The following is a 22,237-nucleotide window of genomic DNA, read 5'->3' on the forward strand; positions in this document are numbered from 1 at the left end:
CATTGGCCGCTACCTGACGCCCGATCCCGTGAAGCTGGCGGGCGGGCTGAACGGATACCAGTACGTGCCCAACCCGACGGGGTGGGTGGATCCGTTGGGGTTGAGTACCTGTCCGGGTGGGGATGGGTGTAAACCAAGTGCAGGCGTAGAAAAACCGACTGCGAAACTTGATGACAGCGAGCCGCCCCTACCCAAACAAACGCAAGCCGAGCGCCGGGCAAAAATTGACGAGCTAACGGAGGCGAACGCAAAAAGGCGGGTATTAGAATTCGAAAAGAAATACGACATGCATACTGTAGTCAAGCATGGACCAGAAATACCCGGCTGGGCTATGAAGCACCGTGCGATAGATGGAACTAACCCAGCCAATGGAAAAAAAGGGAAAATAAGTTCAAGCTCTCAATTTAAAAGTTGGAAAATGCAGCTTCATGCAATAAATAAAGCTTTGTATAAGATGCAGGGTAAAAATCCTTCACCTACAGGTTTTGACAATGAAGGTAACCCAGTAGTCGTTATGGAGCTACCAGGAGCAGGCCATGGATACAGGCCGAATAGTAAAGACAAACAAAATCCAAAATATTCGGAAAACATGAACAAAGCCGAAGTCCGGTTTGACAAAAACAACGTAAGCCGCCCCTTTACCGCATTCCCTGTGAGATAACAATGTTAAAGGTCCCATTTATAGATGCACCCTATGAGCCAAAGCTCTCTCACATACTGGGAGCGCTTTCGATATATGACCAAGAAGAAACTAAAGGCGAAGCACTTTGGCAATACAACCCTAACGACCCTGATGATCGAGAAAAAATCATCAGGTCGTTTATTTTAAAAGATCTTGAATATTTAACTTACAGACACCGGTTTGTTTTAATTTCCGTTCTGAAAAAGGCACTAGAAACCCCCAGCACTGACTTTTCAAAAGAATTTGAAAGCGATCACGACAAACATATAACAATGGCATGGGATGAGACGGAGATAGATGAACCGCGAGTTTTTTTTGAGGAAATTTATAGATTAGCGAGCAATGATTGGGAGGAGGAACTTCAAAAAGCGAGCGTTGAGGATCAGTCTACTTGGTAGTTCTAATATTTTTAGCGCCTACCAAATCGATATCGCAGGCAAGCCAGCTCCCACAGTTGAGCTGTGTACGTCAGTAAAATGCCTGCCATTCCCCCTACCCCACCTGCTGCAACCGCCCCGCCCGAAAATCCTTCGGCGACACTTCGAACTGTTTCTTGAACGACCGACTAAAGTGCGCCGAATCCGTAAACCCCCACTTATACGCAATCGACGTAATCGACTCACTGCGCAAAAACGGGTTGGTCAGATCATCCGCACTGCGCTTCAACCGCGCCCGCTGGATATACCGGCACACGCTGTCATCCTGTTCCTCAAACAACCGGTACAAATGCCGCACCGAGATGTTCAACCGACTCGCCAACCCCACCGGGCTCAGCCCTGGCTGGGTTAACGATTCATCAATCACCTTCTGCACATAGCTGCGCAGATTTCTGCCCTGCAACCCGCCACAGTCGTCCCGCTCATCATCTTCCTGCTCAAACGCCGACCCCAGCAGCGAGACAAACGCCGACTGCAACGCCTGCCCCTCGCCGACCGCGCTTTCGCCGTTGAGCGCGTCCTTGCACAACTGGTCCATCAGCACATGCAACATGCGCCCGCAGGCTTTGCTCGAGGAGATTTTGCCGAAGGTCTTGGGCTGGTTGCCGAACTGTTTGCACACCTCTGCGCGGGACAAGGACAGGGACGCATGTTCGATCAGCCCAAACGGGGTGATGTCGATGGAGCCCACCGAGTCCATCAAGAGTAATTCGCCGGGGGCGAGTTGCACGCTCTGGCCGTTTTGGGTGATCTGGCAGTAGCCGCTGCGCTGGCTGACGAGGAAACAGTTCTGGTCGTCATCGTGGTCGGCGCGGGCTTTGGGGCGCTTGATCAGGCCGGCGTTGGTGCGCAGGTTCGCCAGGGGCAAGCCGCCGCGGGAAAAGGTGCTGATGCTGCCAATGAACAGCGAGCGGTTGAAGGCCAGTTCTGTGTCGAAGTGACCGCAAACCGCGCGCAGATCCCGGGTCCAGCGGTCCAGTCCGTCTTGCCCAATCTGTTGCATGCTCATGGTTGTTTCCACCTTGGCTTTTTGTTTTTGTCGGGCAATAGTTAACATGTTATCTATATGCGCGCAACAAGTACGTGTCAGCCAAGATGATTGCACTATTGATGCCAGATCCTGCGGTCAATGGGCCTGTAATGCGCGCTGGAAACCGCTCAAGGCGTCCAGTAGCCAGGCGCGTTGATCGCTGCTCAACGCGATATAGCGACGGAACGCCGGCATGCGATTGACCACCTCGCTGCCGCCCATATGCTCAAGCCGCACACACCACTGGTGATCCGCCAGGTCGATGCGCAGGCGCTTGAAGTCCAGCGGCATCAAGGCGCGATGCAAGGCGCTGCCCTCCTGCAACTCGACTTGCAGAACGCCTAACACTTCCTTGTCTCCAGAACGCTGCCGACAGCGGATCCCGGTGCGTCGAACGGCCCCGGTGTGGTGCAGTTCAAAGCTCGCCGTGCCCTGCTGCGAGGCAGGAATGCGCAGTACGAATTCGGTCATGACCAGGTGCATCAACAGTTGCGACTCGGTGCGCTCGACGATCTCCAGTTGCAACCCAAGCTCGTCCAGGGCCACCCGGGCCGTCGTCGGTCCGCACACCGCATAACCGGCGAGGCCAAGGTTGCGCCGCAGGTGTTCCAGCGTAACGCCGGGACGATAACCGGCAGGCGCGCGCCGGGCGCTGAGCAGCTCAGACAGTTTTTGCAGCATGGCTGATATACCCGTTGTGCGGTTGACCCGGTTCATGGGCGAACTCCTTGGCCAACACCTCTTCCACCGAGGCGGGCTTGAATGGATTGACCTTCTGCACCACCAGGGTCCAGAACAGCGCATACGCCGCCGTGCACCCAAGCATCACGCCGAAGGGAATGTAGATGTCAGCAGGGTTCATCCCCGGCGGGGTGATAAACCACATGCCCAGCAGGATGCCGATGCTCGACAGAATCTGCGGCAGCGGAAAGAACGGCGAACGGTAGGCACGAGGCAGATCCGGCCGGCGAATCCGCAGGATCACCACCGACAGCGTCACCAGCAGATAAGCAAAACTCCAGGCGCACACGGCGGCCAATACCAGGTGCATGATGTTGTCGGTGTTTCCCCCCAGGTACAGCGCGTGCAGGCACGGAATCAGCATCGCCACCAGGATGCACAGCAGCGGTGTCTTGAAGCGCGGGTGCAGGTAGGTGAAAACCTTGGGCAACGCGCCGTCGACCGCCATGCCGTACAGGATCCGTGGCACACCGGCCATCAGGGTGTTGATGGTCGCAGCACCGGCAAACAGGAAACCGATGCCCAGCCACATCGGACCAATGCTGCCCATCACCTGCTCGGCGAATTTAGGGATGGCCATCGGCGTATCCAGCAGGTGCACCCCGCCCGCCGCGTCGATCAATACGTTCTCCACCTGGCGCTTCATGGCGGCGCCGTAGATGAACATGCACGTCGCCACCCCCAGCAACCCCAGCACCATGGCCTTGGGCATCACCTTGGCCGAGTTGCGCAGGTCCGGTGCCAGCGGGGTGACGAACTCGCAACCGACGAACATGAACATCGCCATGCCCACCAGCGACAGGATGGTGATCAGATCGGTGCCCACCAGGGATTCACCGAACCAGCCGTCCAACTGCACCGCCGGAGCCGCGATCAGGCCCAGCACGCCAAACACCATCAGGGTGGTCCACATGCCAAAGGTCAGGATGATCTCGGCCCGGCCGAACGCGCTGACGCCAAACCCATTCAGCACCCCGAACACAATCACGAAGCCCACCCCGAGCAACCACGAGCCGCCGGCGGATTCCGCCAGGGTGTTGAGGTGCTCGAAGTTCACCAGCGCCATCACCCCGGACAGGATCGTCTCGGCGGTGCCGGCAAACACATGCACGATCAAGTACGCCGACAAGGTGCCGGTGATCGCAAAGAACCGGCCCATGCCGCAGTTGATGTAGTCGTAGACCGAGCCGGTGGTGGGCAGGATCGAGGCGGCTTCGGCGAAGGTGGTCGCCTGGGCCAGCATCATCACCACCGCGATCAACATCGCCACCGCAAAGGCACTGCCGCCGATGCCAAACCCCATGGTTGCGGTGAGGATCACCGGGCTGGCCATGATCAGGCCGATGGTGCTCGCCAGCGCCGTGGGAAAGCCCACCGTGCCGCGTTTCAAGTGTTCGGTGAGCCGGTCGTTGATCGACATGGTGCAGATCCTCAAGAAGCGGATTTTTAGAAGTATTGGCACTCTGCGCCCCGCCCTGGCTGATCGTCTTGCTCCTGGCTGCCGCCGGTTTTGTTGCTGCCTGCCACTGCTGCGCCACTGGCGGCCTGGGACAATTTCCTGGCACGCAGGGGAAAGACTTGGCCCGGTGGCGCTCGCCCTAATGCTCCCTCAATTCACCTTGTTGGGGACTATAACAATGCAGCACACACAACAAACCCGTCACCTGTACAGGGCCATCAGCCTGGGCATCGCGCTGATGATCATCGACTCATCGGCCCAGGCGCTCGAGCTGTATGCCGATGACGACACCCAGGTCACCGGCAACTTCCTCGCGGTGTACGGCATGTTCAACAGCCGCAAGAACTACGATGGCACCTCCGGCGGTTCCACCTGGCGCGAAGGTTTTATCAAGTATGGCTTGAGCGTCGACCAGCGCTTCGGCGCCCTGGGCAGCCTGTATGGCACGGCCAACCTGGTCAGCTCCGGCACCTGGGGCGAGGGTGATGCGTCGGGCGTGACCACCGGCAGTGAGCGAACCACCAAGTTCGACGAAGCCTTCGCTGGCTGGCGCTCGGGGGAGCTGTTTCCGGCGCTGGGCAAGGATGGTGTGGACCTGTCGTTCGGCCGCCAGATCATCATGCTCGGCGACGGCTTCATCATCAACGACGACGGCCCGAACCTGGGCAAGGGCGTGGATGACGGCAAGTTCAACCGGGGCGGCGCCTACTACATCGCCGCGCGGCATGCCTTCGATCAAACCGCCGTGTTACACCTGGGGGGCAAGGACGGCGTGCATGGCAGCGTGATGTGGATCAAGTCCGACAACCGCGCCCAGGCCAACACCGAAATGGCCGCCGGCACCCTGGACTACACCGCCGCACCCGGCACCGTAGGGTTGACCTATATCCACGGCATCAGCGTCGACGACCGTTACGCCAATGACCTGCAAAAACAACGCGCCGGGATGAACCTCTACAGCCTGCGGGGTGCGGGCAATGCCGGGATCGAGAACGCGCACTTTTCCTTTGAATACGCCTGGCAGGACAAGGACGCCGGCCCGGAAAAAGCCTGGTACACCGAGGCCGGTTACACCTTCGCCGCGCTGCCGTGGTCGCCGGACCTGACCTACCGCTACAGCCGCTATTCGAAAAACTGGGATGCGATGTTCTCGGGCTTCAACCGTGGCTATGGCACTTGGGTGCAGGGCGAAGTGGCTGGCAATTACTCAGGGCCGTTCAATACCAACACCGAGGTGCAGCATGTGGCGTTGAAGGTCAAGCCGCTGGACAGCGTGACCGTCGGCGCGCTGTTCTTCGACTACAAGACGTTGAGCAAGGGCGGCATGCTCAACCTCGATGGGCGCGAGCTGGACCTGTACGCGGAGTGGGCGGTGAACGAACACCTGATCGTCACGCCGCTGCTGGGTTTGTACAAGCCGAACAAGGATGAGAGCAACGGCGGCAATCAGGTGGGTGGCAATGGCACCAATCTCTATAGCCAAGTCACCGTGGCGGTGCCGTTCTAACACAGATGCAATGAGCTACCGAGATCACATGTGGGAGCGGGCTTGCTCGCGAAAGCGGTGTGTCAGTCGCCAGATGTATTGGCTGACACTCCGCATTCGCGAGCAAGCCCGCTCCCACATTGAACCTGCTTCAGCCTTCGATAGAGGTGTTCGCCCTACGGTTGCCGTTCCTCGATCCGCGCATACGCGCCCTGGTGATAGAGCAGCGGCGAACGCCCAAAATCATCAAACGCCACCACCTTGCCAATCATGATCCAGTGATCGCCACCGTCCACCTGCTGGTACTTCTCGCAGTGAAACCGCGCCGAGCAATCGGCGAAGACCGGCGAGCCGCCCTCGCCCGGCTCGAATTCGATTTCGGCGAAGCGATCGTCCTTGGGCCGGGCAAAATTGTTCGACAGGTGGATCTGGTCGGCCGCCAGCACGTTGACCGCAAAATGGCTGGCCTGCTCGAACACCTCGTGGCTGTTGGAGCGCTTGTCGATGCTCCACAGCACCAGCGGCGGGTCCAGGGACACCGAATTGAAGCTGTTGGCGGTGACGCCGACCTTGCGCCCGCTGGCGTCGGCGGCGGTGACCACGGTGACGCCGGTGGCAAAGTTGCCCAGGGCCCGGCGAAAGGCCCGTGGGTCGAAACTGTTATCTGACATGCAAGACTCCCGGACTGCGTCAACGCGCAGTCCTGATTATTGTGATGGCCGGGTCGGCTTCAAATCATGCTCGGATCAGGCTCAAGCCCCATCAACTCACGCCCCAGAATCTGCGCGCACACGTCGTAATCGGTGTACGCGTGGGCGCCGGTCATATGGGAATCGCGGAACAGGCGCTGCATTTCGTTGTGCTCGAACCACGCGTTGCCACCGGCGGCCTCGAACAAGCGGTCCACCGCCTGGATGCACATCTTGGTGGCGTATGCCTGGTTGGTGCGCCAGAACGCCAGGGTCTCGCGGCTCGGGTAACGGTGCTGTTCGCTGTGTTCAGCATGTTCCTGCCAGGTCTTTTCCAGGAACGCCCGGGCGGCGGCTACCTGGTGGGTCGACTCCGCCAGGCGCATCAACGCCGGGGTCGCGGCCCCCACCGCCGCGCCAGTGTAGGCACGTACGCGGGTCTTGGTTTTCTCGCGGAACACCTCAAGCATGCGCTCGGCCACGCCCAGGCTGACGGTGGAAAAACCGCTGGCGAAATACGGACGGTACGGCGAGTAGAAAATCTTGCTGTCGGGGTACAAACCGAAACCGGCGGACTTGCCTTCCATCATGTCCTTGGCTTTCTGGATGCGGTGTTCGGGCACCAATACGTTGTCGATGATCAGGGTCTTGGTGCCACTGCCTTTCATGCCGGCGGCGAACCAGTCATCGCGAATCTGGTAGTCGCTGCGTGGCAGCACCGCGAAGCAGTAATCCTGAGTCCCTTCGGTATTTTTACGACGGAAGCCGACAATCGCCCACTCGGCGTGATCGCAACCGCTGCTCCAGCCCATTTCACCGCTGAACAGCACACCCCCTTCAACGTCTTCAGTGCGGCCAAACGGCGCGATGCTGCTACTGGCCGTGGCGTTCGGGTTGTCGCCCCAGACTTCCTGCTGCAGCTTCGCGGAAAACAGCGCCAGTTGATGGCTGTGGGTGCACAACAGGCTCATGGCCCAGGCAGTGCTGGCGCAGGCACCGGCCAGCAAGGCGATGCAGTCGGCAAATTGCGGCAAAGAGATTTCCATGCCGCCAAAAGGTTTGGGTTGAAAGGCCCGGTGCATGCCGATGCTCTTGAGCAGCGCAATGTTCTCATCGGGAACCTTGCGGTCCTGCTCGGCCTGGAAGGCATTGGCAGCGATGGTCGGCAGAATCGCCTTGAGGTCTTCGAGGAGCGGGTTTGGCTTTTTCATGGACGGCCCTGCTTATTATTGGATGTCCGGCTGACGTTCCAAAGCAACGAACGACGCTGGATGTGGGGCCAGTATGGATCGGGCGACAACACCGGAAAATGCACCTTCCACAGCCAAGATTGCACTTTCCACAGGCCTGGCAGCCACAGACATATCGCCCGGCAGGCACAGACAAGCCTGGCCCGGCGGCGCTGGTTAACCTCGGGCTTTTGCGAGCAGGAAAACCCCATGAGCGATATTGCGCTGCTGCCTGAAGTCCAGGCCTTCCTCCGTCGAAGCCACGCCTTGTTTATCGACGGCGGCTACGTCCAGAGCCACTCCAGCCAGACCCTGGAGGTGATCAACCCGGCCACCGGCGAAGTGATCGCCCACGTGGCCAACGCCGACCTTGTCGATATCGACGCCGCCGTGGAATCGTCCCGGCGTGGCTTCCGGCAATGGTCCCAGGTCGCGCCAGCCATCCGTGGCCATGTGCTGCTGAAACTCGCCGACCTGCTGGAGCAACACCGCGAAGAACTGGCACAGATCGAAACCTGCCAGTCGGGCAAGATCATCCAGATTTCCCGGGCCTTCGAGGTGGACCAGGCCGCGCACTTCCTGCGCTACTACGCCGGCTGGGCCACCAAGATCAGCGGCCAGACCATCACCCCGTCACTGCCCTCCTTCGCCGGTGAACGCTACACCGCCTTCACCCTGCGGGAACCCGTGGGCGTGGTGGTGGGCATTGTGCCGTGGAATTTCTCGACCATGATCGCCATCTGGAAACTCGCCTCAGCGCTGGTGACCGGCTGCAGCATCATCATCAAGCCCAGCGAGTTCACCCCGCTGACCATCCTGCGCATCGCCGAGCTGGCCATCGACGCCGGCCTGCCGGCGGGCGTGCTGAACGTGTTGACCGGCGGCGGCCTTGTGGGCAAAGGGCTGGTGGAGCATGCGGACACCGACAAGGTTTCATTCACCGGCTCGGTACCCACCGGCATCGCCGTGGGCCGCAGCGCCATGGGCGCCGAGTTGACCCGGGCGACCCTGGAACTGGGCGGTAAAAACGCGGCCGGGTTCCTGCGGGATGTGGACCTCGACAAGGCAGTCAACGGCATCATCGAAGCCGGCTTCCTGCACTCCGGCCAGATCTGCGCTGCCGCCGAACGCTTCTTCGCCCACCGCTCGCAGATCGAGGCGATCATGGACAAGCTGGCGCAGCGCCTGGGCCGCTTGAACATCGGCTCGCCCCTGGATGAGCGCACCGAATTCGGCCCGGTGACCAACCGTCAGCACCAACAGAAACTCGAAGGGTTTTTCGCCACGGCCCGGGCCGAGAACAATACGATTGTCCATGGCGGCAAGCTGATCGACGGGCCCGGTTGCTACGTGGAGCCGACTGTGATTCTCGCCAACACCCTCAACGACACCCTGCTCAACGAAGAAACTTTCGGCCCGATCGCCACGTTTTTCCCCTACGACACTGAGGAAGAGCTGCTGGAGCTGATGAACAACACGCCATACGGCCTGAGCGCCAGCCTCTGGACCAACGATTTGAGCAAGGCCCTGCGCATGGTGCCGGCGATCAACGCGGGGACGGTGTGGGTGAACATGCACACCATGCTCGACCCGGCGGTGCCGTTTGGCGGCAACAAGTCTTCGGGGGTGGGACGGGAGTTTGGCGGGGCGTTCATCGAGGACTACACCGAGCTCAAGTCAGTGATGATTCGCTACTGACCGGCATGCGGGCAGATTGATCGTTCCCACGCTCTGCGTGGGAATGCATACCGTGACGCTCCGCGTCACCATTGCGCAAGGCGTCAATCCGGCGGTGCCAGCGGGACGCGGAGCGTCCGAGGTGGCATTCCCACGCAGAGCGTGGGAACGATCACCCTCGCCTACCACACCGCAATATGCGAATCCGCCCGGGGCTCGGTCCCACCACACAGCACCCCACTGACCGGATCCCGCAGGATAATCTGCCCACGCCCGAAGTCTGTCAGGTCACTGGCAATCTGCACCTGGTGCCCACGCCGAGCCAGGGCATTGGCCAAATCCCGCGACGCCCCCTGCTCGATGCCGACCTTCATGTCTCCCAGCCATTGCCAACGCGGCGCATCAAGGGCCGCCTGGGGATTAAGACCAAAATCCACCAGATTCATCACCATCTGCACATGCCCCTGAGGCTGCATGTACCCGCCCATCACACCAAACGGTCCGAGAGCCTGACCATCCCGGGTAAGGAACCCAGGAATGATGGTGTGGAACGTCTTTTTCCCAGGCGCCAGGCAGTTGGCATGAGCCGGATCCAGGCTGAATTCCTGCCCACGGTTCTGCAGGGCAATACCGCTATCAGGCAACACCACACCAGAGCCAAACCCGTGATAGTTGCTCTGGATAAACGAAACCATATTGCCCTCCGCATCGGCAGTGGCCAGATACACCGTGCCACTGGCGTGAGGATCACCCGGTTTGGGCGGCTGGGCCTGTTCACCGATCTGGCCACGCCGCCGGGTGCTGTAGTCATCGCTAAGCAGGTCAGCCACCGCCACCCGCATATGCAGCGGGTCAGTGATGTAGTGCAAGCCATCGCTGTAGGCCAGTTTCATCGCCTCCAGTTGGCGATGCCAGGTCTGCTGGCTGTCGCGGTGATCGAAGCTGAACCCCTCCAGAATCTTCAGCGCCATCAGCGCCACCAAGCCCTGCCCGCTCGGCGGAATTTCCCAGACGTCGACGCCCCGATAGTTGATATGGATCGGCTCCACCCACTGTGCCCGGTAGCCGTTGAGGTCGGAGGCCCGCAGATAGCCGCCGGTGGCGCGGGAATGGGCGTCCAGGCGCTCGGCCAGGGCGCCGCGATACAGGCTTTCACAGCGGGTCGCGGCCAGTTCTTCTAGGGTTTTCGCCTGGGCGGGATTGCGAAAAACCTCCCCGGCCTGTGGCGCCCGGCCGTCAATCAGGAACGTTTCGAACCACGGCTCCAGCACCGGGTCGCGATGGGGGGTGAATTCGTCCAGGGCGACCTGCCATTGATGAGCAACCACTGGCGACAACGGAAACCCGTCCCGCGCCAAACTGATGGCCGGTTGCAGCAGTTCTGCAAACGGCAGCTTGCCAAAACGCTGCGACAACTCGGCCCACGCCGACGGGCAGCCCGGCACCGTCACCGGGGTCCAGCCATACAGCGGCATCTGTGCATGGCCGGCGGCCTTCACCGCCTCAATCGACACCGCCGCCGGCGCATGCCCGTTGCCGTTAAGGCCATGGAGCTGGCCCTTGCACCAGACCAACGCAAACGCATCACCCCCCAGGCCGCAGCCGGTGGGCTCGACCACGGTCAGCGCCGCCGCCGTGGCGATGGCGGCGTCGATGGCGTTGCCGCCCTTTTGCATGATCTCGATGCCGGCCTGGGCAGCCAAAGGCTGGGAAGCCGCGACCATGCCGCGCCGGGCGAACACGCTCTGGCGCTGGGACGGATAAGGGTATTCATGAGCAGAGAATTTCAACATGGCAAAGGCTCTTCAAAACAAGGATTCATTGGCCGGATTTGACCCGGTTCCACTCCCGGGTCATCAGGCGCTGGATGGCTTCCGGCAGGTCGGCGGAAACGAAGGTGTGGCTGATCACTTCGTCACCGGGATAGATGCCGGGGTTGCCGCTGACGTTGGGGTCCATCAGCGCCGTCGCGTCTTGGTTGGGGTTGGCATAGCCCACGTAGTCGCTGATGGGCGCGATCACCTCGGGGCGCAGCAGGTAGTTGATCAGGGCGTGGGCGTTGGCCAGGTTGCCGGGTTCGAACACCATCGACCAGGAATCCAGTACCGCGTCCTTGCCCAGCACCGCACGAACTTTTTCCTCGTTGTAGCCGATGCCCACGGTGCCCCACATATACGGCACGGCGTAACGGTTGCCGGGGTCGGCGGCTTCCAGGCGTTGCATCAGGCGCGGGTCGAGGTGCTTCCAGTTATCCAGCAGGGAACGTTGCAGCGGCTGGTAGGCACCGGCCCGAATCTGCTTGGACAGGAACTGGCTGGACGGCACCACCACGTCATACCCCGAATGCCCGGAAAGCAGCTTGGCTTCGAGCATCTCGTTGGTGTCGAAGATGTCGTACTGGACCTTGATGGCGCTGTCTTTCTCGAAATTCTTCAAGGTGTCCGGGCCGATGTAATCGGACCAGTTATAGACCTTCACCACCGGGTCGGCGGCCTGGGTCATGGGGACAATCGCGGCGCAGCACAGGTCCGTGAACAAGCTCGGTAAGCGCATGGTGTATTTCCTTGGAAGGGTCATAGCACACGGCTGAGAAAGGCCCGGGTACGGGGATGGCTGGGACGGCTGAAAATCTGTTCCGGCGGCCCTTGTTCGATGAGTTCGCCCTGGTCGAGCACCACCACGCGGTCGGCCACTTCACGGGCAAAGCCCATTTCATGGGTGACCACCACCATGGTCATGCCCTCCTCGGCCAACTCTTTCATCACCTGCAAAACTTCGCCCACGGTTTCCGGGTCGAGGGCGCTGGTGGGCTCGTCGAACAACATGGCCTGGGGTTTCATCGCCAGCGCCCGGGCGATCGCCACCCGTTGCTGCTGCCCGCCCGAGAGCATCGACGGGTAGTGGCCGGCCTTGTCCGCCAGGCCCACCCGCTCCAGCAGGCCGCGGGCTTGCTCCAATGCCGCTGCACGAGACACACCGAGCACCTGGATCGGCGCCTCGATGATGTTTTCCAGGGCGGTCATATGGGGGAACAGGTTGAAGCGCTGGAACACCATGCCGATGTCCCGGCGCTGGCGAGCAATGTTGCGCTCCGAGTCCCGCACCAGGCTGCCGTCGGCACGCTCGCGATAACCCATCGCCCGACCGTTGACGCGGATGCGCCCACCCTGGATGTCTTCCAGCAAATTGATGCAGCGGATAAAGGTGGTCTTGCCCGAGCCCGAGGCACCGATCAGCACCACCACTTCGCCACGGCGCACTTGCAGGGAAATCCCCTTGAGGATCTGCAACTCGCCGAAGGACTTGTGCACATCCAGGGCCTCGATGATCAACTCTTCACTTTTGTGCGCCATGGTTAGCGTCCCCTCAGCAATTTCAGGGTGCTGCGACCGAACATCCGGCTGGAGGCCGGCGGCGGTGACGAAGGCCGGTCCGACTGGCCGAAGCGCGCCTCCAGCCAGCGCTGGAAAAAGCCCCAGAGCGTGGTCAACAACAGGAAGTAGATGGCGACCACCAGGTACAACTCAAACACCCGGAACGTCGCCGAGGTGACCATCTGGGTGCTGAGCAACAGCTCCTGCACGCCGATCACACTCACCAGGGTGGTGTTCTTGAGCATCACGTTGAACTCGTTGCCCAGCGGCGGGACGATCACCCGGAACGCCTGGGGCAGCACGATGCGCCGCATCAACTTGGCGAAGCCCATGCCCAGTGAGCGCCCGGCTTCGTATTGGCCCTTGTCCACCGCGCCAATGCCGGCCCGGATGATCTCGGCCATATAGGCGCCTTCATTCAGGCCCAGGGCGATGATCGCCGCCTGGATATTCCCGGGGACCACCAGCCCGAACAGGTCGATATCCTCGAAACGAAAAATCCCCCCCGCCGCCAGCGCCGTGTACAGGAACACGATCTGCACCAGCAACGGCGTGCCACGCATCAACCACACATAAAAACGCACCGGCAGGTGCAGCAGCGGGTTCTTCGACAACCGCAACAACGCCGCCGCCAGCCCCAGCACACAGCCCAGCAGCATCGCCGACACCGCGATCAGGCACGTCAGCCAGAGCCCGGTCAGGTACACCCCGCTGGGCTGCAGCAGGTACTGCCAGAACACATCCCAATTGAAATTCATCGCAGGTTTGCCTCAGTCGAGTGTGTCGCTGCTGACATGCCACTTGTTCAGCAACTGGACGTAGCTGCCGTCGCTGCGCATGTCGCTGACCACTTGCTGCACGGCGGCGCTGAGCTGCGGATCGTCCTTGCGAATGCCCAGGCCGGTGAGGATCCGGCTGAACGCCGGCACGCCTTCCTGAAACAGTTCCGGGGCCATTGCCGCGTAGTACCCGGCGGTTTCCACGGTGGTGCCATAGGCGTCCACCTGGTTGATGCGCAAGGCCTGGAAGGCGTCGGTGTCGGTGTTGTACACCACCAGTTTCATCGGTGGCTTGCCGGCCTTGGCCAGGCTGTCGTTCTGGGCGTCGAGCAGGGTCTTGATGGTGGAACCGTTGAGCACCGCGACCTTGTGCCCGGACAGGTCATCCAGCGCCTGGATGCCCTTGGGGTTGCCCTTGGGCACCACCACCGACTGGCTGGAATACATGTAGTTGACGATGTCGATCACTTGCCGCCGCTCGGGCTTGTCGAACAGTTGGTCGACGATCATGTCGCACTGCTGGGCCAGCAGCGCCGGCACCAGCCCGGAGAACGGAATCACCCGCCATTGCACCTGCTTGCCTCCCAGGCGCTTGGCGATTTCCAGGCCCAGGTCGACGGTCAGTCCCCGGGGTTTCTGCGCTTCATCGAAGGACACCAGGGGCGGTGAATCCATCCCCGAGCAATACACCAGTTTGTCGACCTTCTGCAGGCGCTCCGGCACTTGGGGCGCAGCAAAGGCCCCTTGTGTGCAGAGGCCCAGGGATAGGGCGACCAGCAAGGCGTGACGTTTATGCATGACCAGACACTCCAGTTCGTTGAACAACGGGGGCAGGACTCAAAGTCAAAACACGGGCGGGTTTGTACCCGCTTCTATTTTTCCGTTTGCAGGAACTGAATCAGCGCCGGCACGGTGCCTTCGATGTGCTCGCGCACCACGGCTTCGGCGCGGTCGGCATCACCGGCGCGAATCGCATCGAGGATCACCGCATGCTCCTGGCGGGCGCTGAGGGGTTTGTCGCCGTGCTGCAGCCACAGGCGCATGGGCGCCTCCACCAGCGAGTACAGCGCCGAGATCTGCTTCATCAGGCGCGGGCGGCCGCTGAGGCTGCACAGGTATTCGTGAAAGGCGCGGTGGCGGCTGACCCACTCGGCACTGTCGTCGCGGTAGTCGTCCATCTCGTCCAGCTGCCGCTCCAGCGCGGCCAACTGGCGCTCGCCAATCCGCCCGACCGCCACACGCACCGCCAGGCCTTCGAGGGCGCTGCGCATCTCGAAGACTTCGTGCAATTCGTCGATATCCAGGCCACTGACAATCGCCCCACGGTTAGGCCGCAGGGTCACCAGGCCCTGGGCGTCGAGGCGGCGGAAAGCTTCGCGCACCGGCATACGGCTCATGCCGATCTCGCTGGCGATGTCCTCGGCGATCAACCGGTCACCCTTGCGGTAGCGGCCACTGCAAATCGCGTCCAGCAGGAAGGCGTAGGCCTCCTCCTCGGCGGTCAGCGGCTGGCGTTCTACATAAGCGGGAGCGAATTGCATCGGCAGCACCTTTTGAATTTTTGTATCCAATTATCCACGAATACAAAAAAGCAGTTTGCGTGCCAGGTTGGCGATTAGTGCTTCAAGTGATTGATTCAGATGGAGTGGGTGAGTGGTATTGACCTGCGCACGTCGCAATACCGCAGGAAAGTGCTACCAAAAGGTTCAAGGAACGGCCCATAAGTGGGCAGGCCGGTAGCCGGTAACATCCTGGTACCTTTCTAAATACCTGTACAATTTTATTATTTTGTACAACTATCAGTTGTATCAAGCCCTCTCTGGGAGAACCGCAATGACCCGTCTATTGGTTTCGCTGGCCCTGGTGCTGGGCCTGAGCAGTTGTGGCAGCGTGGATGTAAAACACTATGCCGACCAGCAGCCACAACTGGACCTGGTGAGCTTCTTCAGCAAGCCCGTCAAGGCCTGGGGCATATTCGAGAAACGCTCGGGTGAAGTGGCCAAGCGTTTCGAGGTGAATATCGCCAGCCACCGCGAGGGTGAAAACCTGATTCTCGACGAACGCTTTCTCTACAGCGATGGCACTCGCCAGCGGCGCGTCTGGACCCTGACCCCCGATGGCCCGAACCACTGGCGCGGCCGCGCCGACGACGTGGTCGGTGAGGCCAGGGGCGAAGTGGCCGGCAACGCGTTGCGCTGGCGTTACGTGCTGAGCCTGCCGGTTGACGGCTCCGTCTACGAAGTCAGCCTCGACGACTGGATGTACCTGATGGACGAAGACACGCTGATCAATCGCTCCAGCATGTCCAAGCTGGGGGTCGACGTGGGTCAGGTGACGCTGTTCTTTCGTCGCCAGTCTTCGCAACCCTGACCGGCAAGGAGTGAATCATGAACCTGCAAACCCTGACCCAACTGGCCACCCAAGGCGACGTGCGTGAAATGGAACTGCTCTCCCTGGAAGGCGGTTTCTATCTGGCGCGCGTCCGGCTGGACCACGGCCAGTTCACCTTGCTGGACGCGGCCGCAAAGCCCCTGCGCTTTCGTTCCGTCAATCACCTGCGTGACGTGTTGCAGTCAGTCCCGGCGTTTCCCTGCACCCTGGTGCATCAGTGCGTCCATGATGAAATGTGCGGCCGGCGTGAAGGGCCCATTGAGGCACTGCGAACGCCATTTTCACTGGAAGCGCCCTGGTGACCAAGGCCGTTAGAAACCTGTGCCTGGTGCTGGGCGATCAGTTGTCCTTTGACCTGGCCTCCTTGGAGGGGCTGGACAGCCAGCACGATGCCGTCTTGATGGTCGAGGTGATGGAGGAAGCCAGCCATGTACCCCACCATCCGCAAAAAATCGTCCTGATCTTCAGCGCCATGCGCCACTTTGCCGAAGCGTTGCAGCAGCGAGGTATTCGGGTGCAGTACGTCGCCCTTGATGACCCGCAAAACACCGGCTCGGTACCGGGTGAGTTGAAGCGCTGGCAATCGCTGATGCAGCCACAGGAACTGCACCTGACCGAATGCGGCGACTGGCGCCTGGAACAATCCCTGAAAGACTGCGGCTTGCCGATCCAGTGGCATGCCGACAGCCGTTTCCTGTGCAGCCGTGACGAGTTCGCTACTTGGGCCAGCGGCAAAAAACAGCTGCGCATGGAGTTCTTCTACCGGGAGATGCGCCGCAAGAGCGGCCTATTGCTCAACGGTGACGGCACCCCGGTCGGCGGCGCCTGGAACTTTGATGCGGACAACCGCAAGGCGCTGCCCAAGGGAACCAAAGCGCCCTACCCGGCGCGCTTTGCCTCGGACTCCATCACCCAGGAAGTGCTGGCGCTGGTACGTAAACACTTCAGCAGCCACTACGGCGACCTGGACACCTTCGATTACCCGGTGACCCACGCCGACGCCCAGGCGTTGTGGGATTACTTTCTGGATTACGGCCTGGCCGGGTTCGGCGACTACCAGGACGCCATGGCCAGCGACGAGCCGTTCCTGTTTCACGCCCGTATCAGTGCGGCGCTGAACATCGGCCTGCTGGACCTGCGCCAGCTGTGCAGTGACGTGGAGGCGGCCTATTGGTCGGGCAGCATCGGGCTGAATGCCGCCGAAGGGTTTATCCGCCAACTGATTGGCTGGCGTGAATACGTACGCGGCGTGTACTGGCTGAAGATGCCGGACTACGCCGCTGGCAATGCATTCGGCAACAGCCGCCCGCTGCCGGAGTTCTACTGGACGGGCGAGACGCAAATGAACTGCATGCGCCAGGCGATCGGCCAGAGCCTGAAACATGCCTACGCCCATCACATCCAGCGGCTGATGGTCACCGGCAATTTCGCCCTGCTGGCCGGCATCGTGCCCAGCCAGATAGGCGAGTGGTACCTGGCGATCTACATGGACGCTTTCGACTGGGTCGAGCTGCCCAACACCTTGGGCATGGTGATGCACGCCGACGGTGGCTACCTGGGTTCCAAACCTTACTGCGCCAGTGGCCAATATATAAAGCGCATGTCGGACTACTGCCGCGACTGTGCGTACAAAGTCACTGAAAGTACCGCTGACAACGCCTGCCCGTTCAATGCGCTTTACTGGCACTTCCTGATGCGCCACGGCGACCTGCTACGGGGCAATCAGCGCATGGCCATGCTCTACAAGAATCTCGACCGGATGCCTGAAGCCAAACAGGAGGCGCTGTGGGAACGGGGCCAGAGGCTGCTGGCCAAGCTGGATGCGGGTGAAACGCTGTGAAATTTTCCGGCCGCTGCGAATTGTTGTGAAGCCGGCGATAAATGGCCAATTGCCCATGCTAACGTCGGCTTCGATGTCATCCAATCCATTGAGGGAGCAGCGCCGATGTCTACTACCGTAACACCCGCCGGTGGCGGACCGACCACTCAAAAAGCCTCGACGTCGGTATTCGACGACAAGTTGAATATTTCCAAGTCGAGCAAGGTGATCGCCGATTACATGCGCCAGTCGGGCAAGTCGGCGATTACCAAGCAAGAGCTTTCGCAATTGGCCAGCAATGCCTCGGGCAAGGTTCCTGCCGATGTGAGCGCTGCGGCCCAGTACATGGAACGCCATCCCGACGTGTTCACCGCGATTGAAACCCATGACGTGGCGGGTGCCGATAACCTGTCCGGGGTGTGGAACTTCGATTGGGCGGCCAACGGCGGCCTGAACGGCACGGCGACTGATGCGATCGCCAAGATGCAGGACACCTTTGACTTTGCAATCGCCAAGTCGGCGCAGATCACCGAGATCAGCACCGGCAAAAAGGCCGAGCTGGATTCGACCAAGCAGCGGCCGCAGAACTAGGTTCCTCGAAATGATCGTTCCCACGCTCCGCGTGGGAATGCATACCGTGACGCTCTGCGTCACCATCACCTCTCGCATCGACGGCTGGACGCAGAGCGTCCAAGGCGGCATTCCCACGCCGAGCGTGGGAACGATCTGTCACGGTCAGAAGTGAAACGCCACCCCCGTGGTCACGTTGAACGCATCCCCCACATAGAAGTTGGCCGAGTCCTGGCCCTTGGCGTCATACGCGGTGTTGGTGGCCGTGGCGTAGCGCTTGTTGGTCAGGTTGCGCGCGTCGACGAACACCTCCCACTTCTTGCTCGGCGCCTCGTAGCCCACCTTGGCCCCCCACAATGTGTAGGACGGCGCACTCAAGGAGTTGGCAAAATCCACGTAGTAGCTGGACGCCGCCCGGGCATTGAGCTGCGCGTAGAAACCGCTGCCCTGGCGATATTCCAGCTCGGCCTGGTACACCTGACGCGGCAAGCCCGGCAGCTGGTTGTCGCCGAACACCCCATCATTGCGGTAGTGGAAGTCGTTGAAGGTGTAGGCCTGGCGCAGGGTCACGGTGTCGCCATTGCCGCCGTCCCACAGTTGCGCATTCAAGCCGGCTTCGATGCCCTGGTGAATGGTCGCGCTGCCGTTGGAAGTGGCAACCAACTGGTCCTGGGTAGCGGTTGCCTGGCGCACCACCACCGACAACAGTTCTTTCTGCACCCATGAACGGTAGACCGTCAGGCTGCCGTCGAAGATGCCGTGGCCGCCACGAATACCGAACTCCACGGTGTTGGCTTTCTGCGGCCGCACATCGCGAATATAGGGCGTGCCGGTGCTGCCCAGCTGCCAGGTAACGGGTGGATCCACCGAGCGGCTGACGTTGCCGAACACTTCAAATTCCGGGGTCAGCTGGTAGCGCAGGCCAATGCGCGGGGCGACGTCGGTCTCGTCGTATTCGACGCCACTGGGGAATGCACTGGTATTGATGCCGGTGGTGTATTCGATCTGCGCCTTGCGCTTGATATCAATCAGCGACAGCCCGGTGGACAGCCACGTACGGTCGTTCAGTTGCAGTTCGTTGCCGAGGGAAAACACCGTGTCCCGGGAGCCGGTGTAGTTGGTTTTCTGCTGGGTGATACCGGTGGCCTTGCTGTGGGATTTCACATCGGCGAGGTACGCCAGGGTGTTGCTGAAGGTCACGCTGCTGTCGCTGCGCAGGCCGAAAAAGGTGTCGGCGGTGCGCAGGTAGCGCAGGGTCAGGTTGACGTCCTGGGAGCGCCATTCCTGGGGCGTAGCCGAGTAACGCCAGCCGTTGTCCAGCGGGTAGTCGTTGTAGCCCAGGCCGACTTCGAGCTTGGCATTGTCGTCGAAGGTGTAGGTGGTGGTGCTGCCCAGCAGGGTCGAGCCGTCCTTCTTGCGCCCGATGGGCACGAGGTTGCTCCTGGGATCGTGCTTGAGCTGGTATTGGGTCAGGGTGTTGCCCTGGCTGAGGGTTTCTTCCTTGTAGCGAATGTAGAAGCGCGTCTCCAGTTGCGGGCTGAACACGTGGCCGAAGTTGGCGACGATCCCCTGCCCTTTGTTCGGCGTGTTGTCCTGATAACCATCCCGCTCGTTGTGCTGGATGCTGACGTAGTAGTCGTTGTCGCCGTCCACGCCACCGGTACTCAGCTGCTGCTTGCGGTAGCCGAAGCTGCCGGCTTCGAAGCGTGCGTAGTTGCCCGGATCAGTGCGGCCGGTCTTGCTCACGAAGTTGATCGCGCCGCCCAGGGATAACGCCGAATAACGGAAAGCGTTGGCACCGTAGAGCACCTCGGTGTGGTCCACGGAGGCCATGTCCAGCATGTCTTCCTGGGTGCCGCCCGGGCCGGTCAATGGCAGGCCGTCATAGAGGAATTTGATCCCCAGCACATAGCCTTGGTAGAAGGTGTTGAGGCCCGAACCACGGATCGAAATCTTGTTGGCACCCGAGCCGCTGGTGGCCTGGGCAAAGACTCCCGGCTGCAACGCCAGCACGTCCTCGGCATTCGCCGCCCGGCCCTGCTCGATCTTGCGGTTGTCGATCACCGCAGTTTTGCCGGGCACCTTGGCCAGCTGCTTCTCGGCTTTTTGCGCTTCGGTGGCTTCGGCGCCGGTGACCACCACCGTGGCCAGGGTCGGATCGGCCTGGGCGGCAAAGGCCGCGCCGTGTATCAACATCAACAGCACGCCAAGGCTGGACGCGGTGGCCAGTGACTCAAAACGACGAGCGCGTGGTTCAAACAGTTGCCGCATGGATTAAATACTCCTGGGGTCTCTAATTAGTTGGAGCATCTATTTGTATAGTCGCGCTCTGCTTTCAACTTTGCAGGGTTCGTGCCACGTCAAAACATCAATAAACACGGGCCCACCGCTCTGTTTAATCGCCACAGGCGCAACACTTTGCTGGTGAAATGTTCGTTTCACAACAATGCTTAAAACACAGATTTAATTATATGTTTAATCGATAAAAGCATAACCAAACCCCCGTCCTAAAGGCCTCGGTCGCAACTGTTCGAATCCCAACAGCGGACCAACAAAAGTTGCGTATCCGGCACTCTTCGCGCCTACACCCTCATCAGAAAACGCAAGTTACCCACGCTCTATTACTTGGTATGAGTCTTGCTCCACCCAACGCTCAGGGAATTTAATTAAATGGGGTATTCACGTGACGGCCAACTTACTCTGCACCCGCAGGACGCCGCTGGAGATTGCCCGTGACCTGGCGAGCGAATTTGCCCGCACCGCCGTCGACCGCGACGCCAGCGGCGGCACGCCCAAAGCCGAACGCGACAAGCTGCGCAGCAGCGGCCTGTTGTCCCTGAGCATCCCCGGGCAATTCGGCGGGCTGGACGCCAACTGGTCGGAAACCTTCGAGGTGGTGCGCGAATTCGCCCGGGTCGACAGCTCCATCGCCCACGTATTCGGCTTTCATCACCTGATGCTTGCCACCGTCCGGTTGTTCGCCACGCCCGCACAATGGCAAACCTGGTTCAGCCTGACGGCCAGCAACAACTGGTTCTGGGGCAACACCCTGAACCCGCTGGACACCCGCACGGTGGTCAAGCGCCACACGGGCTGGCGGGAATTCTCGGGACAGAAGAACTTCTGCTCCGGGGCCAACGACTCGGAGATGCTGATCGCCTCGGCCATCGATGAAAGCGCCGGCGGCAAGTTGCTGATCGCGGCGATTCCCAGCGCCCGCAGCGGGATCATCCTGCACAACGACTGGAACAACATGGGCCAGCGCCAGACCGACAGCGGCAGCGTGACCTTCAAGCGCGTACGCGTGGAAGAGTCCGACCTGCTGCTGGACCCGGGGCCGTTGAGCACGCCGTTCGCCTGCCTGCGCCCGCTGATTGCGCAACTGCACTTCGCGAATATCTTCCTCGGCATCGCCGAGGGCGCATTCGAAGAAGCACGCCAATACACCCTGGAAGAAGCCCGCCCATGGTTCCGTTCCAGCGCCAGCCACAGCACCCAGGACCCTTACGTCCTCAGCCACTACGGCGACTTCTGGGTGGCGCTGCAAAGCACCCGCCTGTTGGTGGAGCGCGCCGGTGAGGTACTGGACGCGGCATGGGCCAAGGGTTCGGCCCTGACCAGCGAGGAACGCGGCGAAACGGCGATTGCCATCGCCACCGCCAAAGTCGCCGCCAGCCGCAATGGCCTGGAGTTGTGTAGCAAGGTCTTCGAGGTCACCGGCGCGCGGGCGACCAACGCCTCGGTGGCCCTCGACAGGCACTGGCGCAACTTGCGCACCCAGAGCCTGCATGACCCGCTGGACTACAAGCTTCATGAACTGGGCGAATGGGCACTGAACGGTACCCCGCCCATCCCGACGTTCTATTCGTAGAGA

General features: G+C 60.9%; 20 protein-coding genes and 1 pseudogene. 9 read left to right on the forward strand and 12 right to left on the reverse strand.

Features of this window, described 5'->3' with window-relative positions; translation table 11 throughout:
- Positions 1-661, forward strand: a 661-nt coding sequence (locus LIY45_RS28885) for an RHS repeat-associated core domain-containing protein (RefSeq protein WP_275948721.1), incomplete at its 5' end; no start/stop codon positions are given.
- 2 nt (positions 662-663) lie between these two features.
- Positions 664-1,080: a hypothetical protein gene (locus LIY45_RS28890; RefSeq protein WP_226478426.1), complete on the forward strand. Its 417-nt coding sequence runs from the start codon at positions 664-666 to the stop codon at positions 1,078-1,080.
- 94 nt (positions 1,081-1,174) lie between these two features.
- Here the strand turns inward: LIY45_RS28890 and feaR are convergent, their stop codons facing one another.
- From feaR to LIY45_RS28905, 3 genes are all read right to left on the reverse strand, one after another.
- The gene (gene feaR / locus LIY45_RS28895) at positions 1,175-2,128 is read right to left on the reverse strand and encodes a transcriptional regulator FeaR (RefSeq protein ID WP_226478427.1); all 954 of its coding nucleotides are present in this window, start codon (positions 2,126-2,128) and stop codon (positions 1,175-1,177) included.
- Positions 2,129-2,245: 117 nt separating this feature from the next.
- Positions 2,246-2,830 carry a DUF3156 family protein gene (locus LIY45_RS28900; protein WP_226478428.1) on the reverse strand — a complete coding sequence of 195 codons (585 nt, stop codon included), beginning with the start codon at positions 2,828-2,830 and terminating at the stop codon, positions 2,246-2,248.
- Positions 2,811-4,310 carry an APC family permease gene (locus LIY45_RS28905; RefSeq protein WP_017478934.1) on the reverse strand — a complete coding sequence of 500 codons (1,500 nt, stop codon included), beginning with the start codon at positions 4,308-4,310 and terminating at the stop codon, positions 2,811-2,813. Before LIY45_RS28905 ends, LIY45_RS28900 begins: the two co-directional genes overlap by 20 nt.
- A gap of 217 nt (positions 4,311-4,527) precedes the next feature.
- Here LIY45_RS28905 and LIY45_RS28910 point away from each other — a divergent pair, with 217 nt between their 5' ends.
- On the forward strand, positions 4,528-5,856 hold the full coding sequence (locus tag LIY45_RS28910; protein WP_226478429.1) for an alginate export family protein: 1,329 nt from the start codon (positions 4,528-4,530) through the stop codon (positions 5,854-5,856).
- 179 nt (positions 5,857-6,035) lie between these two features.
- Here the strand turns inward: LIY45_RS28910 and LIY45_RS28915 are convergent.
- Positions 6,036-6,506, reverse strand: a pseudogene (locus LIY45_RS28915) (flavin reductase family protein); the annotation flags it as partial.
- A 59-nt stretch (positions 6,507-6,565) separates the two neighbouring features.
- Positions 6,566-7,735 (reverse strand): p-hydroxyphenylacetate 3-hydroxylase oxygenase component, encoded by a 1,170-nt coding sequence (locus LIY45_RS28920; protein WP_017478931.1) that lies wholly within the window; start codon positions 7,733-7,735, stop codon positions 6,566-6,568.
- A gap of 228 nt (positions 7,736-7,963) precedes the next feature.
- Between LIY45_RS28920 and LIY45_RS28925 the strand changes: the two genes are divergently transcribed.
- Positions 7,964-9,451, forward strand: a complete 1,488-nt coding sequence (locus tag LIY45_RS28925; RefSeq protein ID WP_226478430.1) for an aldehyde dehydrogenase family protein — start codon at positions 7,964-7,966, stop codon at positions 9,449-9,451.
- A gap of 161 nt (positions 9,452-9,612) precedes the next feature.
- Here LIY45_RS28925 and LIY45_RS28930 read toward each other — a convergent pair whose 3' ends face one another.
- The 6 genes from LIY45_RS28930 to LIY45_RS28955 all read right to left on the reverse strand — a co-directional run bounded on the left by LIY45_RS28930 (position 9,613) and on the right by LIY45_RS28955 (position 15,124).
- Complete coding sequence (locus LIY45_RS28930; RefSeq protein WP_226478431.1) at positions 9,613-11,223, reverse strand: gamma-glutamyltransferase family protein; 1,611 nt, start codon at positions 11,221-11,223, stop codon at positions 9,613-9,615.
- A gap of 25 nt (positions 11,224-11,248) precedes the next feature.
- Positions 11,249-11,983 (reverse strand): extracellular solute-binding protein, encoded by a 735-nt coding sequence (locus LIY45_RS28935; RefSeq protein WP_226478432.1) that lies wholly within the window; start codon positions 11,981-11,983, stop codon positions 11,249-11,251.
- Positions 11,984-12,003: 20 nt separating this feature from the next.
- Entirely contained in the window at positions 12,004-12,783 is a 780-nt protein-coding gene (locus tag LIY45_RS28940; RefSeq protein WP_017478927.1) for an amino acid ABC transporter ATP-binding protein, read from the reverse strand.
- A 2-nt stretch (positions 12,784-12,785) separates the two neighbouring features.
- The gene (locus LIY45_RS28945; protein ID WP_017478926.1) at positions 12,786-13,562 is read right to left on the reverse strand and encodes an amino acid ABC transporter permease; all 777 of its coding nucleotides are present in this window, start codon (positions 13,560-13,562) and stop codon (positions 12,786-12,788) included.
- A 12-nt stretch (positions 13,563-13,574) separates the two neighbouring features.
- Entirely contained in the window at positions 13,575-14,381 is an 807-nt protein-coding gene (locus LIY45_RS28950) for an ABC transporter substrate-binding protein (RefSeq protein ID WP_226478433.1), read from the reverse strand.
- A gap of 74 nt (positions 14,382-14,455) precedes the next feature.
- On the reverse strand, positions 14,456-15,124 hold the full coding sequence (locus tag LIY45_RS28955) for a GntR family transcriptional regulator (RefSeq protein ID WP_226478434.1): 669 nt from the start codon (positions 15,122-15,124) through the stop codon (positions 14,456-14,458).
- A 292-nt stretch (positions 15,125-15,416) separates the two neighbouring features.
- Here LIY45_RS28955 and LIY45_RS28960 point away from each other — a divergent pair, with 292 nt between their 5' ends.
- The 4 genes from LIY45_RS28960 to LIY45_RS28975 all read left to right on the forward strand — a co-directional run bounded on the left by LIY45_RS28960 (position 15,417) and on the right by LIY45_RS28975 (position 18,384).
- Complete coding sequence (locus LIY45_RS28960) at positions 15,417-15,953, forward strand: DUF3833 domain-containing protein (RefSeq protein ID WP_226478435.1); 537 nt, start codon at positions 15,417-15,419, stop codon at positions 15,951-15,953.
- Between the two features lie 17 nt (positions 15,954-15,970).
- Complete coding sequence (locus LIY45_RS28965; RefSeq protein WP_226478436.1) at positions 15,971-16,276, forward strand: DUF6482 family protein; 306 nt, start codon at positions 15,971-15,973, stop codon at positions 16,274-16,276.
- Positions 16,273-17,814 carry a cryptochrome/photolyase family protein gene (locus tag LIY45_RS28970; RefSeq protein WP_226478437.1) on the forward strand — a complete coding sequence of 514 codons (1,542 nt, stop codon included), beginning with the start codon at positions 16,273-16,275 and terminating at the stop codon, positions 17,812-17,814. The genes LIY45_RS28965 and LIY45_RS28970 overlap by 4 nt, the downstream gene beginning before the upstream one ends.
- Positions 17,815-17,919: 105 nt before the next feature.
- Positions 17,920-18,384, forward strand: a complete 465-nt coding sequence (locus tag LIY45_RS28975; protein WP_177078356.1) for a hypothetical protein — start codon at positions 17,920-17,922, stop codon at positions 18,382-18,384.
- Between the two features lie 144 nt (positions 18,385-18,528).
- Here LIY45_RS28975 and LIY45_RS28980 read toward each other — a convergent pair whose 3' ends face one another.
- Positions 18,529-20,634, reverse strand: coding sequence for a TonB-dependent receptor (locus tag LIY45_RS28980; RefSeq protein ID WP_226478438.1), 2,106 nt, complete (start codon positions 20,632-20,634; stop codon positions 18,529-18,531).
- A 412-nt stretch (positions 20,635-21,046) separates the two neighbouring features.
- On the opposite strand from LIY45_RS28980, the gene LIY45_RS28985 reads away from it, so the two are divergent.
- Positions 21,047-22,234 carry an acyl-CoA dehydrogenase family protein gene (locus LIY45_RS28985; RefSeq protein WP_226478439.1) on the forward strand — a complete coding sequence of 396 codons (1,188 nt, stop codon included), beginning with the start codon at positions 21,047-21,049 and terminating at the stop codon, positions 22,232-22,234.
- Positions 22,235-22,237: the final 3 nt, after the last annotated feature.

Source organism: Pseudomonas sp. MWU16-30323, from assembly GCF_020515595.1.
Lineage (GTDB): Bacteria > Pseudomonadota > Gammaproteobacteria > Pseudomonadales > Pseudomonadaceae > Aquipseudomonas > Aquipseudomonas yamanorum.

Coding starts and splice junctions, on each gene's coding strand:
- LIY45_RS28935 (WP_226478432.1), bottom strand. CDS start 11,983: ATGCGCTTACCGAGCTTGTTCACGGACCTGTGCTGCGCCGCGATTGTC.
- LIY45_RS28965 (WP_226478436.1), top strand. CDS start 15,971: ATGAACCTGCAAACCCTGACCCAACTGGCCACCCAAGGCGACGTGCGT.
- LIY45_RS28960 (WP_226478435.1), top strand. CDS start 15,417: ATGACCCGTCTATTGGTTTCGCTGGCCCTGGTGCTGGGCCTGAGCAGT.
- LIY45_RS28925 (WP_226478430.1), top strand. CDS start 7,964: ATGAGCGATATTGCGCTGCTGCCTGAAGTCCAGGCCTTCCTCCGTCGA.
- LIY45_RS28910 (WP_226478429.1), top strand. CDS start 4,528: ATGCAGCACACACAACAAACCCGTCACCTGTACAGGGCCATCAGCCTG.
- LIY45_RS28900 (WP_226478428.1), bottom strand. CDS start 2,830: ATGCTGCAAAAACTGTCTGAGCTGCTCAGCGCCCGGCGCGCGCCTGCC.
- LIY45_RS28940 (WP_017478927.1), bottom strand. CDS start 12,783: ATGGCGCACAAAAGTGAAGAGTTGATCATCGAGGCCCTGGATGTGCAC.
- LIY45_RS28930 (WP_226478431.1), bottom strand. CDS start 11,223: ATGTTGAAATTCTCTGCTCATGAATACCCTTATCCGTCCCAGCGCCAG.
- LIY45_RS28955 (WP_226478434.1), bottom strand. CDS start 15,124: ATGCAATTCGCTCCCGCTTATGTAGAACGCCAGCCGCTGACCGCCGAG.
- LIY45_RS28890 (WP_226478426.1), top strand. CDS start 664: ATGTTAAAGGTCCCATTTATAGATGCACCCTATGAGCCAAAGCTCTCT.
- LIY45_RS28975 (WP_177078356.1), top strand. CDS start 17,920: ATGTCTACTACCGTAACACCCGCCGGTGGCGGACCGACCACTCAAAAA.
- feaR (WP_226478427.1), bottom strand. CDS start 2,128: ATGAGCATGCAACAGATTGGGCAAGACGGACTGGACCGCTGGACCCGG.
- LIY45_RS28945 (WP_017478926.1), bottom strand. CDS start 13,562: ATGAATTTCAATTGGGATGTGTTCTGGCAGTACCTGCTGCAGCCCAGC.
- LIY45_RS28920 (WP_017478931.1), bottom strand. CDS start 7,735: ATGAAAAAGCCAAACCCGCTCCTCGAAGACCTCAAGGCGATTCTGCCG.
- LIY45_RS28905 (WP_017478934.1), bottom strand. CDS start 4,310: ATGTCGATCAACGACCGGCTCACCGAACACTTGAAACGCGGCACGGTG.
- LIY45_RS28980 (WP_226478438.1), bottom strand. CDS start 20,634: ATGCGGCAACTGTTTGAACCACGCGCTCGTCGTTTTGAGTCACTGGCC.
- LIY45_RS28950 (WP_226478433.1), bottom strand. CDS start 14,381: ATGCATAAACGTCACGCCTTGCTGGTCGCCCTATCCCTGGGCCTCTGC.